11 protein-coding genes are annotated in these 12,144 nt (G+C 54.7%); 7 read left to right on the forward strand and 4 right to left on the reverse strand.

The features are described from left to right. The first annotated feature begins 75 nt into the window (after positions 1–75). On the forward strand, positions 76–918 hold the full coding sequence (locus tag KJS55_RS11705; RefSeq protein ID WP_228300524.1) for an undecaprenyl-diphosphate phosphatase: 843 nt from the start codon (positions 76–78) through the stop codon (positions 916–918). Between the two features lie 17 nt (positions 919–935). Beyond that, positions 936–3,380, forward strand: a complete 2,445-nt coding sequence (locus KJS55_RS11710) for an FtsK/SpoIIIE family DNA translocase (protein ID WP_213543363.1) — start codon at positions 936–938, stop codon at positions 3,378–3,380. Between the two features lie 120 nt (positions 3,381–3,500). On the opposite strand, the gene KJS55_RS11715 is transcribed toward KJS55_RS11710, so the two are convergent. Together KJS55_RS11715 and KJS55_RS11720 are read right to left on the reverse strand one after the other, a co-directional pair. Continuing rightward, positions 3,501–4,115: an alpha/beta fold hydrolase gene (locus KJS55_RS11715; protein WP_213543364.1), complete on the reverse strand. Its 615-nt coding sequence runs from the start codon at positions 4,113–4,115 to the stop codon at positions 3,501–3,503. Between the two features lie 293 nt (positions 4,116–4,408). Then, positions 4,409–4,993: an alpha/beta fold hydrolase gene (locus tag KJS55_RS11720; protein WP_346345691.1), complete on the reverse strand. Its 585-nt coding sequence runs from the start codon at positions 4,991–4,993 to the stop codon at positions 4,409–4,411. Positions 4,994–5,665: 672 nt separating this feature from the next. Here KJS55_RS11720 and KJS55_RS11725 point away from each other — a divergent pair. The 3 genes from KJS55_RS11725 to nifU all read left to right on the forward strand — a co-directional run bounded on the left by KJS55_RS11725 (position 5,666) and on the right by nifU (position 9,021). Next, the gene (locus KJS55_RS11725) at positions 5,666–6,868 is read left to right on the forward strand and encodes a pyridoxal phosphate-dependent aminotransferase (protein ID WP_187032131.1); all 1,203 of its coding nucleotides are present in this window, start codon (positions 5,666–5,668) and stop codon (positions 6,866–6,868) included. A 443-nt stretch (positions 6,869–7,311) separates the two neighbouring features. Next, a complete protein-coding gene (locus KJS55_RS11730; RefSeq protein WP_187032133.1) occupies positions 7,312–8,499 on the forward strand; it encodes a cysteine desulfurase family protein in 1,188 nt (395 codons plus the stop codon). Positions 8,500–8,577: 78 nt separating this feature from the next. Beyond that, the gene (gene nifU / locus KJS55_RS11735) at positions 8,578–9,021 is read left to right on the forward strand and encodes a Fe-S cluster assembly scaffold protein NifU (protein ID WP_187032135.1); all 444 of its coding nucleotides are present in this window, start codon (positions 8,578–8,580) and stop codon (positions 9,019–9,021) included. 62 nt (positions 9,022–9,083) lie between these two features. On the opposite strand, the gene KJS55_RS11740 is transcribed toward nifU, so the two are convergent. Then, positions 9,084–9,710, reverse strand: coding sequence for a GNAT family N-acetyltransferase (locus KJS55_RS11740; RefSeq protein ID WP_187032137.1), 627 nt, complete (start codon positions 9,708–9,710; stop codon positions 9,084–9,086). A 142-nt stretch (positions 9,711–9,852) separates the two neighbouring features. Between KJS55_RS11740 and KJS55_RS11745 the strand changes: the two genes are divergently transcribed. Then, positions 9,853–10,677 (forward strand): MerR family transcriptional regulator, encoded by an 825-nt coding sequence (locus KJS55_RS11745; RefSeq protein WP_187032139.1) that lies wholly within the window; start codon positions 9,853–9,855, stop codon positions 10,675–10,677. A gap of 17 nt (positions 10,678–10,694) precedes the next feature. On the opposite strand, the gene KJS55_RS11750 is transcribed toward KJS55_RS11745, so the two are convergent. Next, positions 10,695–11,162, reverse strand: coding sequence for a YfcE family phosphodiesterase (locus KJS55_RS11750; protein ID WP_213543365.1), 468 nt, complete (start codon positions 11,160–11,162; stop codon positions 10,695–10,697). Between the two features lie 191 nt (positions 11,163–11,353). On the opposite strand from KJS55_RS11750, the gene KJS55_RS11755 reads away from it, so the two are divergent. After that, complete coding sequence (locus KJS55_RS11755; protein ID WP_213543366.1) at positions 11,354–11,920, forward strand: DUF3793 family protein; 567 nt, start codon at positions 11,354–11,356, stop codon at positions 11,918–11,920. The last annotated feature ends 224 nt before the right edge of the window (positions 11,921–12,144 follow it).

Genomic DNA, 12,144 nt, shown 5'->3' on the forward strand with positions numbered 1-12,144 from the left:
TGTCCAGCAAATATGACTGGAATTTATCGCCTGCTCGTGCTATACTATCATTTGCAGAAGAGTCAAGTAAGGAGTGTGAAGATCTTGTCACTGCTGTCAGCCATACTACTGGGCCTCATTCAGGGCGTTACGGAGTTTTTGCCAATCTCCAGCTCTGGGCATTTGGCCATCGCGGAGAACCTATTGCATATGTCCGGCTCATCGGAGGTGCCCGGTTTTTTTGATGTGTTACTGCACTTGGGAACCTTGGTTGCCGTGTTTATCGCATACTGGTCAGATATTCGAGAGATGGTGATAGAACTTTTCTACGGGGTGCGGGACCTAGCGCAGCGTTCCACCCCCACGCCGGCGCCGCCGGCACGCAGGCTGATCCTGCTGATCATCGTGGGCACGCTGCCGCTCTTTGCGGTGCTGCCTATCAAGGACGCGGTGGAAAGCCTTTCCGGCAACATGTATTTTGTGGCGGGAGCGCTCCTTGTAACTGGCTGCCTGCTGTTTGCCAGTGACCGGGTGCGGCCGGGACGAAAGACAGAAAAATCCGCAACACTGTTAGATGTACTTCTGGTGGGTGTGGCCCAGGCTATCGCCACCTGTCCGGGAATATCCCGCTCCGGTACCACCATTACTGCGGGGTGTTTTGTGGGCTTTGACCGGAGATTCGCGGTTCGCTATTCTTTTTTAATGTCAATTCCCGCCATTCTTGGGGCGAATATTTTAAGCCTTAAGGATGCGGTGACGGATATCATTTGGGCTGATGTGCCAGTCTACTTAGTGGGCGTTGCAGTGGCGGCAGCAGTGGGCTATGTCTGCATTCGCCTTTTGAAAATGATTGCTGACAAGGGTAAGTTTGGATTTTTCGCATACTACTGCTGGGCAGTCGGCATTGTGACGCTGATTCTGACCCTGGTCCAGAAATAAATCGGAGGGATTGACCTGTGGCATCCTCGACACAAAAGAAGACCACAAAAAAGAAGAATACACGCTCTGCAAAAACACCGCCGCCCAAGAGACCGGTTCGCCGCGAGGTGACTGGCTCCATTCTGCTGGTTCTGGCGCTGTGCGTTTGCGTGGGGTATTTTGGGGCCAACGCGCTTTTTATTGACTGGCTGGCAGCCCTGCTCAAAGGGGTGTTTGGCTACGGCTATTGGCTGGCGGCGCCGGCGCTGGTGCTTACAGGGATGATTCTATTGCTTCACCGGGGACGTCCAGTGCTTTTACGTGCGGTCTGCGCGCTGCTGACCCCGCTATTTGCCGGAACCCTGGGGCACACGCTTCTTTGTAAAGAGGCCTATGAGTCCTCCATTGGTATTTTGGTGAAACTTTGGGAGAGCGGCAACGCGCTCCATTCCGGCGGCGTCCTTTCCGGAGGGATGGCCATTGGCTTTCTGGCAGTGTTTGGAAAGGTGGTGTCTGTCGTCCTGTTCTCCCTATTGTTGACGGGACTGCTGGCGGTAGCACTGTGGCCGGCACTGAAGCATTTGGCCCAAAGGCACCGGGAGCGTCCTCAGTATGAGGAGGAAGAAATCCAGCCGGTCCGCTCCACCGCCAAGGAAGCAACGCCCCGGCGGAGGCAGGAGGCCATGCGGCCTCAGATCGACTTCCCGCTGGACGAAGCGGAGAACACACCGGAGCAGGAAGGGCGGTTCACCAGCTTTTTCCGCCATAAGTCGGACCGCCAGAAAACGCCGGATCAGGTCCTGCAGGCGGAATCTTCTGTGGAGAGCCTGGAAGTTGTTCCTGCACCAGTGGAGGAGGCTCCTGTCCCAGTGGAGGAAGCACCTCCGCCGCGCCGGGAGAAGACCAAGACTGCCGGAGAGGTGGCGGCTCAAACTGCCGCTGTGACGGTGGAGATTGCGGAAAAGCTGGCGGCAGAGGAGACGGCCTATCAGTTTCCCCCCATTACTCTGCTCAAGGCCAGCCAGGAGGAAAACCACATGGAGGCCGGTGCGGAGCTGAGAAACAACGCCCGCCGCCTGTCGGAAACTCTGGTGAGCTTCGGCGTGGAGGCTGCTCCGGGGGATGTGGTCCACGGGCCCTCCGTAACCCGGTATGAGTTTATGCTGGAGCAGGGCGTCAAGCTTTCCAAGCTCACGAATCTGGCGGATGATATTGCCTTGGCCCTGGGCGCCACCGGCGTCCGAATTGCCCCTATCCCCGACAAAATTTCCGTGGTGGGCATCGAGGTACCCAACAAGTCTGTGACTCCGGTACTGATTCGGGATGTGATTGAGTCCCGGGATTTTACGGAGCACAAGTCAAAGACCGCCTTTGCTCTGGGCCGCGACATCGGCGGACGGAACATGATCGGCGATATTGAGCGGCTGCCCCATGTGCTGATTGCCGGCACCACAGGTTCCGGCAAGTCTGTATGTACCAATTCCCTGATTATCTCCCTACTGTATAAGTCCACGCCCGATGAGGTCCGCTTCATCATGGTGGACCCCAAGATGGTGGAGCTGGCTCCATACAATGGAATTCCCCACCTGCTGATTCCGGTGGTGACGGACCCGAAAAAAGCTGCCGGTGCCTTGCAGTGGGCGGTGTTTGAGATGATGAAGCGTTATAAGCTTTTCTCCGAGCACGGCGTGAAAAAGCTGGAGGAGTTCAACCGTCTGGCCCGCTGCAGTGAGGAACTGGATACGCTGCCAAGCGTTGTGGTGGTGATCGACGAGCTGGCAGATTTGATGCTGGTGGCGGCGAAGGAGGTGGAGGAGTCCATCTGCCGGGTGGCCCAGATGGGCCGCGCTGCCGGCGTCCATCTGGTGATCGCCACCCAGCGGCCCTCCGCCGATGTGATCACAGGACTTATGAAAGCGAACATCCCCAGCCGCATCGCCTTTGCCGTGGCATCCTCCCTGGAATCCCGGATCATTCTGGACACCACCGGCGCGGAAAAGCTGGTGGGCAAGGGAGACATGCTCTACGCGCCCTTAGGCGGCGGGAAGCCCCAGCGGGTGCAGGGATGCTTCATCTCCCCGGAGGAGATTGAAGAGGTGGTCCAGTTTGTCAAGCAGTCCGGTGAGCCGCAGTACTCGGACGAGGTCATCGCCAAAATTGAGGAGTCCGTCCAGGAAAAGGAGAAAGCGCCTAAGGGTGGTGCGGCGGACCTGACGGCTGCCGATGAGGGGGACGAGTTGTTCCCTGCCGCCGTAGAGGTGGTGTTGGAGACTGGACAGGCCTCTGTCTCCATGCTCCAACGCCGGCTGAAACTGGGATATTCCCGTGCCGCCCGTCTGGTGGACCAGATGGAGGACCGGGGTGTGGTGGGTCCCTTCGAGGGCTCTAAACCCCGACAGCTGCTGATTACCCGCGCCCAGTGGCAGGAGATGCAAATGGGCGGTCAGGGTGAGGAGGAGCCGCCATTTCCCGTGGAGGAATGAGGCCCGCAATCTTGCTTTTAATAAAGAGGGAGGGGAACCCGCCAGGGTTCCTCTCCCTTTGCATATGTGTTTTTCCCTCTGTTTATCCGCCTGCCATAGCGGGCTGCGGAGGGATCGATATTAGAAGAAGTCGCGCAGCAGTTCGGCCAGCTTCCGGGGCGCGTCCAGGTTGACCTCGTGTCCTGCCTCCTCAACGATACGGAGTTCCGCATGGGGAAGCCGCCTTTGCAGCTCCAGGGAGGCCCTGCGGTTCGGCGTGTCTCGCTCCCCGCAGACGACGAGGACAGGACATTGGAGACGAGGCAGAGAGGCCTCAAGGTTCAAGTCCAGCATGGAGTTTGTCAGATGGAGAAAGGCAGACTTGTCAAATCCGTCTCTCGGAAACATACGTTCAGGCATGAGATGGAACAGCAGACTTTGAATGCGCAGCAGCGTTTTGGGCATTGTGTACTGGGTACCGATCAGCGCCAGGGCATGGATGTGCTCCGGGTGCTCGATGGCATACTGCAGGGCCAGAATGCCGCCCAAGGAGAGCCCACACACGTTTAACGGCCCAGGCAGGGCGTCACAATAGCGTGAGACACCCGCATAGAGCTTTGGATAGCTGACCTCGCCGCTGCGGAGCAGGCCCGGTAGATCTGGACAAAGGAGGTCAAGGGAAGGGCCTAGAGCCTCGGCCATTTGATCCCAGCTATGGGAGGTTTGCCCCAGGCCATGGAGAAATACAGTTTTCACAGGAGTCACATCCTTCCGATGTTTTTTCACAGGGCATCGCCTGCTGAAGCAAACGATGAGGCGTTCCATCTTCCGGCTGAGAGCCGGCAAAATAAAGCTGCCTGTTCAGACTCCACCCATTGGAAGATGTTTTTGATACCATATAAACTTTACCAGACGGAGTGCCGGGGCAGACCCCGGCAGCGCGGACAGAAAACAGGGACCGGGGGAGGTGTGCCTCACCGATGCAGACACAGGGAAGTTGATTGCAGGCGGCTTTTTCATCCATGCGATTCTTCATGTCAATCCAATTTTCAGACGTTGTTGCTCTGCATCATGAAGGTACAGATTACTTCTGCGGCCTGCTCCGCATTTGTCAGGATCGCCGGATGCCCTCCATGTTCAAACATCTGAATGGTGGCGCGGGGAATGTGTGCCGCCATTTGCTGATACTCCTCTTCCAGATTTTTTCGGCACATCTCATCCCTTCGGCTGCCCATCAACAGGAGCGGAATCCTTATTTGAGCCAAGGGTTTGTGGAATAAATAGCGCTTCTCCTCTGCAAGCTGCAACAGGGCCGCTGTGTCAAGGTCAACGATGGTTTCCCAGTCCGGTCCCTGACACCACGCATAAAACGCTCTTGACTGCGGATCGGCCTTTGCCGCACTCCTTTCAGCCTGCAGATGATCGGCGAAGTGATCGTGAAGGGTTCGCCTGTCGAAACTGTCCGCGATCACTGCGCGAAATAAATCGGGACGCTCTAACGCCGCATGGATGGCAGCCCACGCCCCGCCGCTTGTTCCAACCAGAAAGGTTTTTCCATACGGCAAATGCTCAGCAAGCGCAATGGCCTGCAGACCCTCCTCGTACCAAACACTCCACTCGGTCAGACCGGCCATTTCCCAAAAAATCGATCAGAATACAGCGGAACTGTCCGGTATACAGGGGCATCAAAGGCTTTAACATTTTGGACGAGCTTGTATTCCCGTGTAAAAAGAGAACCGGAGTTCCACGACCATATTCTGTATAAAAAACAGATTTGCCTTGATATTTAAAATACGGCATTTTCTGGGCCTCCGTTTCCATGCTCATTTCATATAAGATAGCGTCATCCCTTGCAAAAAGACTTCCGGGCCGCTGAATCCTGATGAGCCTATGATACAACAGGCTCGGAGCTGTTTCAACGCCGAACAATCAAAATGGTGATTCTTTTTCTGGCCCTCCAGGAGTGCCATGGAAATCTTCCCTGGATCAGGAAGAAAAAATCCCTGCTTGACAAACGCTGGAAAAGGGCTATAATGAAGCGTACAGAAATGCAATGACAGAGCCAGCTTTGTGAAACCGGCTTTCAGCGAGAGGGGATTGGTGCAAGCCCTCAGCCTACGCCGCAAAGCGCGCCACTCTGGAGCGGCCCACGAGGAGTGGGACGGTTCATCCCCGTTATGAGATGACATGAGATGCCTAAGGGCAGATCAGGGTGGTACCGTGGAGTATTTTCCGCCCCTGACACAGGTCAGGGGCGCTTTTTTTATCTCAAAGCCGCGAATATGCAGACGAGGAGGCATACATGTATGAAATTTTCCAGCAGAATTGAGTCCTGTTCCCTGTCCCCGATCCGAAAGTTCCATCCTTACATGATGGAGGCAAAGGCCAAGGGCCGGACGGTTTATCACCTGAATATTGGTCAGCCGGATATTGAGACCCCCAAGGAATTTTTTGATGCTGTGCAGAATTACCAGGAAAAGGTTCTGGCCTATGCACCCTCTCCCGGTGTAGAGACATATCTGGAAGCCGCGCGGGATTACTACCTATCTTTAGGCTACCAGGTCAGCTGCGATGATATTCTGGCAACCTACGGCGGCAGTGAGGCGCTGCAGATCCTCTTCTCCTGTATCCTGGAGGAGGGGGACGAGGTTTTGGTGCCGGAGCCTTACTATCCAAACTATGACACCTTTATTCGGGTTACAGGCGCAACAATCCGCCCGATTCCCACGGAGCCAGAGCAGGGCTACCGCTACGCGACCCGGGAGCAGATTGAGCCCCGCATTACCTCACGCACCCGGGCCATTCTTGTGACCAACCCCGGGAACCCCACTGGCGTGGTGCTGACGGCTCAGGAGCGGCGGCTGCTGGTAGACATTGCTAAGGAGCACAACCTATTTCTCATCAGTGATGAAGTTTACCGGGAGCTGGTCTACGGCGGTCAGACACCATCCTCGATGTTGGAGTATCAGGACGCTGCGGAGCATGTGGCGATTGTGGACTCTGTTTCCAAACGGTTTTCCGCCACAGGTTCCCGAGTTGGGGTGATCGTCTCTCGGAATCGGGAGCTGATGGGGCACGCTATGAAAATTGCCCAGGGACGCCTCTGTGCCGCCACGCTGGATCAGGTGGGTGCCGCAGCTCTATACCGCTCTATGACACCGGAGTACTATGCCGGACTCCGGGCGGAATACCAGCATCGCCGTGATGCTGTGGTGGAGGAGCTCCAGAAGATTCCCGGTGTTCAGTTCTCCCATCCGGAGGGCGCGTTTTATCTGATGGTGACGCTTCCGGTGGATGACGCCGAAAAGCTTCAGTATTTCCTGCTACAGGAATTTGAGGACCATGGGGAGACGGTGATGTACGCCCCGGGCGAGGGCTTTTACGCCACACCCGGCAAAGGCCGCAGCGAGATCCGCATCGCCTATGTTACGGCAGCGGAGAAACTGCGCCGGGCTGTAGAGGTGCTGGGCCACGGCATTCAAGCCTATAACGCACAAAACCGCAGCTGAGAAACTGCTGGCCCTCAGGCAGGAGAGCGCTGGGAGAGTTGCATCCTGTAGGGCGAGTGGAAAAGCCTGTATCAGGGCTGCCGAGAGGGGCTGTGTACGGGAAAAGGCATCGATTCTCCGCTGTTTTTGGGTAATTTGGATTCAGGGAAACAAAAGCTTTATATAGCTGCGAATCAAAGAGAAAAGGGGCATCTCCGGAAATCGGAGATGCCCCTTTAGATAGGAAGTGAGCTTTGATCGGTCCCTCAATCTAGAGAAGGCACATCAGGCAACAATTGCTCTGCCAACATGAAAGACTGCCGGCATCCTATTTACCTGTCGATTTCAAAAGGGGGCAGCAGGTGGAGAACACTTGAAGAGTGTTTTTGAAATCCTACTTGACAAGTGGGAAAATATGTGCTATGAGTATATCATAGTAAAAAGATAGGAATAGGAGGATATCGATGAACGTATACGCGGATAATGCGGCTACCACCAGGCTTGGCGATACGGCTCTGGCGGCGATGATACCTTGCTTTCAAGAAGTCTATGGAAATCCGTCCAGCCTCCACAGCCCCGGTCAGCGGGCGGCGGAAAAACTGGCTGAGGCCCGGGATATTTTTGCCCGCTGTCTCCATGCTGACCCAAGGGAGATCACCTTTACCTCTGGAGGGAGTGAGGCGGACAACCAAGCGCTGCGCTCTGCTGCCGCTTTAGGCGCGCGGAAGGGAAAACGGCACTTGGTTTCCACAAAATTTGAGCACCACGCAGTTCTCCATACCCTGGAGGCGCTGGAGCAGGAGGGATTTGAGGTCACGCTGCTGGACATCCCGCCGGACGGCGTGGTAACAGCGGAACAGGTGCGTGCGGCGATTCGGCCGGATACCTGTCTGGTGTCTGTGATGTATGCGAATAACGAGATCGGCACAGTCATGCCGGTAGAGGAGATCGGTGAGGTGTGCCGGGAAGCCGGCGTGCTGTTCCATTCAGACGCTGTGCAGGCGGCTGGGCACCTGCCGATTGATGTGCAGGCCATGCACATAGACCTGCTGTCTCTCTCAGCCCATAAGTTCCATGGCCCCAAGGGAGTCGGTGTGCTGTACGCCAGACGGGGGATTCCATTGGTGAACATCATCTATGGGGGAGCCCAAGAGCGGGGCCGGCGGGCTGGCACGGAAAATATCCCTGCTATCTGCGGGGCGGCTGCGGCATTTGATGAGGCGTGCGCTCATATGGAGAAAAACGCGGCATACCTGACGCCCCTCCGAGACCGTCTGATTGCCGGATTGACCGCGATTCCCCACACGGTACTCAATGGCGACGCACATCGTCGGTTACCGGGGAACGTGAACGTCTGCTTTGAGGGGGTTGAAGGGGAGTCGCTGCTGTTGCTATTGGATGCCAAGGGGATTGCAGCATCCTCCGGCAGCGCCTGCACCTCCGGCTCCCTGGACCCCAGCCACGTGCTGCTGGCCCTGGGTCGGCCCCACGAGGTGGCCCATGGCTCTCTACGGCTGAGCCTGAGTGAATACAATACGCCGGAGGAGATCGACTATATTTTGAAGGAAGTTCCTGGCATCATTCAGTATCTGCGGGATATGTCTCCGGTCTGGGACGAGCTGGAAAGGGGACAGCGTTCTCATTTGATATGATTTGGCATGATTAAGAACTTCGTGTTCTGCGGCTGAGCCGGATAGAGACATCACTAAAAATAATAAGGAGGACATATGATGGCGCTCTATAGTGAAAAAGTTATGGATCACTTCCAGCATCCACGGAATGTTGGAAAGATGGACAATGCCGACGGTGTTGGCGAAGTGGGAAACGCCAAATGTGGTGATATCATGCGGATGTATATCAAGGTGGACCCGAAAACCCAGGTCATCACGGATGTGAAGTTTAACACCTTTGGCTGCGGCAGTGCTATCGCCACCAGTTCCATGGCAACGGAAATGATCAAAGGTAAGACGATTTCGGAGGCTTTGGAACTAAGCAACCAGGCAGTAGCGGAAGCCCTGGACGGTCTTCCGGCCCATAAGATGCACTGCTCCGTTCTGGCGGAGGAGGCGGTGCGGGCCGCTGTGAAGGATTACTACGACCGGGAGGGGATTCCCTATGATGAAACGCTTATGACTTGTGCGGGGCACTGTGATACCTGTGGTCATGAGCATTGAGCACCGCTGATGGAGAGGGCGAGAGAGCAGAAGGCTCTCTCGCCCTTTCACAAGGGCTTTTGTCAACAGAAGCAGTCGTAGAGGAAAAAGGTCATGGCCTCGCTTTCTCCGGCGACTTGCATGGTGTGCTGCAGCTCACAGCGCCTTGTCATGCCAAGATGTTCGTAAAAGGGATAGTGGCAGCTGGTATCTGTAAACAAATAGAACTCCCGGATATTTTGAGACCGCAGATATTCCACAGCCATATAGAACATCCTTTTCCCAAGCCCTCTGCCTCGGTATGCCTGACTGATGGCGAAAAAGGCCAATTCTCCAGAGTAGCTTTTTCCGCTGCGGGCAAGCAGCTCCTGGTCGATGTTTTGGACGCCTGCGAAGATCTTGGAAACACGCCGACCCTCGCTGCTTAAATACAGGGACATGATTGAGAGAACCCAATGGAGGCGCAGAGAGAGCGGACAGTGGTGCTGCCGTATATCCTTTCCCATAATGACGCCGACAGGATGCCCATGGACAAGCGCGACCTGTGTAAAAGTCTGGTTGGCAAGGCAGCTGCTTACATACACCCTTGCCAGCTTTTTCGCTGTCCTAGGCGAGCAGAGTCGATCATACTGCCAGGTTTCCCGCACAATGGTTTCCAGCGCCTCGCGGTCGCTTGGGTGGAAGGTTCGCAACATGATTTCTTCCTTCATTTGTTCTTGTCTCCAATCTGCTTTTTTTGGATGGCTTTGGAGAAGATGACCCTCTGAAAAAGGCAGCAGGCCACTTGCCATCCGTCCTCTGGTAGCTTATAATAATCCAGACAGTAACTGTACGGTCAAGGGGGAATTTGAAATGTCTTTTGCCGCAGAGACGTTCTTCACCATCGGACAATTTGCCGACTTGCATGAGATCAATAAAAAAACTTTGATGTGGTATGATGAGATTGGACTGCTCAAGCCTGCGGCGGTCAGGGAAAACGGCTATCGCTATTATACATACCAGCAGAGCTCTACATTGGAAACCATTTTGATGCTGCGGGAATTACAGGTTTCCATTCGTGAAATTCAAGAGTTTCTCAAGAATCGCTCTGCGGCGTCCCTGGAGATGCTGCTGATAGAGAAAGGAAGGGAATTGGACCACACCATAACACACCTGAAAAAGATCAAAAAGATGATGTCCGAGAGGCAGCGTGACATGAGTATTCTGAGAGAGATGGACCTTTCTCAAATGACGGTTGTTGACAAGGTGGAACGGCACTATCTGGTGACAGTGGACCTCTCCTGCGGAATCACATTGGAAAAAGCCATTGAAAGGCTGACGGCGGAGGCGAAAGGCTATCAGCTGCGTCGTTTGCACGATGCATCGTATGGCTCCATCCTGCCGGTTGAGCAGCTATATCAAGGGAATTTTAGCAGGTATTCCGCGCTGTATATGGAGGTGCCGGGCCCCATTCGGAAAAAGGGACTTCATATTCAGCCAAAGGGCTCCTATCTCCGAGCTTTCTGTAAGGGGAGCTGGGAGCATTTGCCGGAGCGCTATCTGGACATTCTCTCATATGCGCGGGAACAGGGCCTTCGATTATCCGGATTTGCGTATGAAAAAGGTATCAATGAGATGGTCATTGATACCTTGGATGAGTATATTACAGAGATTGAGATCCCAGTCCAGCTGCCTTGATAAAAATGGACGCGAGATCAGACCAACGGAACCGTGTGCCCGTCCAAATGGCTGTTTTGTAACGTGATGATCCCATAGAAGGGACGGAAGTGGTCGCCAATACTGCCGGGATTCAAAAAAAGCGTTTTACCCCGCATGTCCACCAGAGGCTGATGGGTATGGCCAAATAAAAATAGATCTAGGTTTTCTTCCTCGGCGGCATATCCGGCCCGAAGCAGGGACTGTTTCACGCCATAGGTGTGGCCGTGGCAGATCAGGACGCGCTTCTCTTCCCAAAAAAGCAGCTGTTCCGCTGGTTCACCCGGACGAAAGTCGCAGTTGCCGGGAACCTGGTAAAAGGGTAGCATTGGAAATTGCCCATGAAGCTGGCGCGCCTCACGCCAACCATCACCCAGGTGAACAATCATATGGGGAGACTCGGCCTCGACAGCGCGAACCATATTGGTGAGATTCCCATGGGAATCAGATAGTACTAAAACCTTCATTGCCAACCTCCTTGATTCCAGTATAGGCGATTTGGCACGGAATTGCAAGGAAGAAGGTTGACAGACAGGGAATGGTATGATATATTAAAAATGGGGTTAGTTAGAACTAACTAAAAAAGAAATGCGATAACGCATTCTTTTTTAATGGTGAGTTAGTCTATACAAATCTTCGAATGATAGAGGAGGCGCACATGGGGAGATTGTTTGAAGAGCTGTTGGTGGAGCAGTGTGCACCGACGTTGACAGGGCTCAAGCCGGCGAGTCTGTTTCGCTATCAGGCTGACGATCGGATAGAATCCGTCCAGGCGGCTGTTCACTGGGCGCGAGAGCTGGAGCCTTACGGCATCACGGTCCGAGTACTGAAGGTTTGCCCCAAGACCGGTGCAAGCCTCATCTATTTGTATCGAAAAACAGAACTGCTTCGCCTGCTGGCAGAGCCAGCTGTTCTGAATTTTTTGAAAGGCAGCGGCTATGAGACAGAGGGTGGAGGGGATCAGCTGCTGCGGCAGCTCTCTCGCCGTTTGTGTCTGGAAGAGGAGTTTCCCCATGAAATCGGCGTCTTTTTGGGCTACCCGCTGGAGGATGTGGAGGGCTTCATCCGCCACCGGGGAAGAAATTTTTCGCTCTGCGGCTACTGGAAGGTCTATGGAGACCCGGAGGAGGCTCAGATCAAGTTTGAGAGATACCGCTGCTGTACGGTTCACTGTATGGAACAGCTCCGAAGCGGCGTATCCATTATCCGCATGATCGCGGCATAAAAAGGAGGTGGGGCTGCAAAATTGGATGGGTCAGCGGCATTGGTATACAGAAAAGATGCTTCCTGCGGCTGGGGCAACGGTGTAGGGCGGGTGAGCGCAAACGCTGTGAAGCTGCAGGAGCCACCCTGTATGACGGGAGGAGCTGATGGTATGCGATGCTACTGGACGATACCGACTTGCAGCGGGTCTTCTGGTAATTATTTTGTAGAGTGAACTGCTTTTGA

Origin of the sequence: Pusillibacter faecalis (assembly GCF_018408705.1) — a bacterium.
GTDB classification, from domain to species: Bacteria; Bacillota; Clostridia; order Oscillospirales; family Oscillospiraceae; genus Oscillibacter; species Oscillibacter faecalis.

What these genes read in the sequence shown, in the direction of transcription:
- KJS55_RS11740 (WP_187032137.1), bottom strand. Translation starts at nt 9,710, where the DNA reads ATGAAGGAAGAAATCATGTTGCGAACCTTCCACCCAAGCGACCGCGAG.
- KJS55_RS11750 (WP_213543365.1), bottom strand. Translation starts at nt 11,162, where the DNA reads ATGAAGGTTTTAGTACTATCTGATTCCCATGGGAATCTCACCAATATG.
- KJS55_RS11730 (WP_187032133.1), top strand. Translation starts at nt 7,312, where the DNA reads ATGAACGTATACGCGGATAATGCGGCTACCACCAGGCTTGGCGATACG.
- KJS55_RS11755 (WP_213543366.1), top strand. Translation starts at nt 11,354, where the DNA reads ATGGGGAGATTGTTTGAAGAGCTGTTGGTGGAGCAGTGTGCACCGACG.
- nifU (WP_187032135.1), top strand. Translation starts at nt 8,578, where the DNA reads ATGGCGCTCTATAGTGAAAAAGTTATGGATCACTTCCAGCATCCACGG.
- KJS55_RS11720 (WP_346345691.1), bottom strand. Translation starts at nt 4,993, where the DNA reads ATGGCCGGTCTGACCGAGTGGAGTGTTTGGTACGAGGAGGGTCTGCAG.
- KJS55_RS11745 (WP_187032139.1), top strand. Translation starts at nt 9,853, where the DNA reads ATGTCTTTTGCCGCAGAGACGTTCTTCACCATCGGACAATTTGCCGAC.
- KJS55_RS11725 (WP_187032131.1), top strand. Translation starts at nt 5,666, where the DNA reads ATGAAATTTTCCAGCAGAATTGAGTCCTGTTCCCTGTCCCCGATCCGA.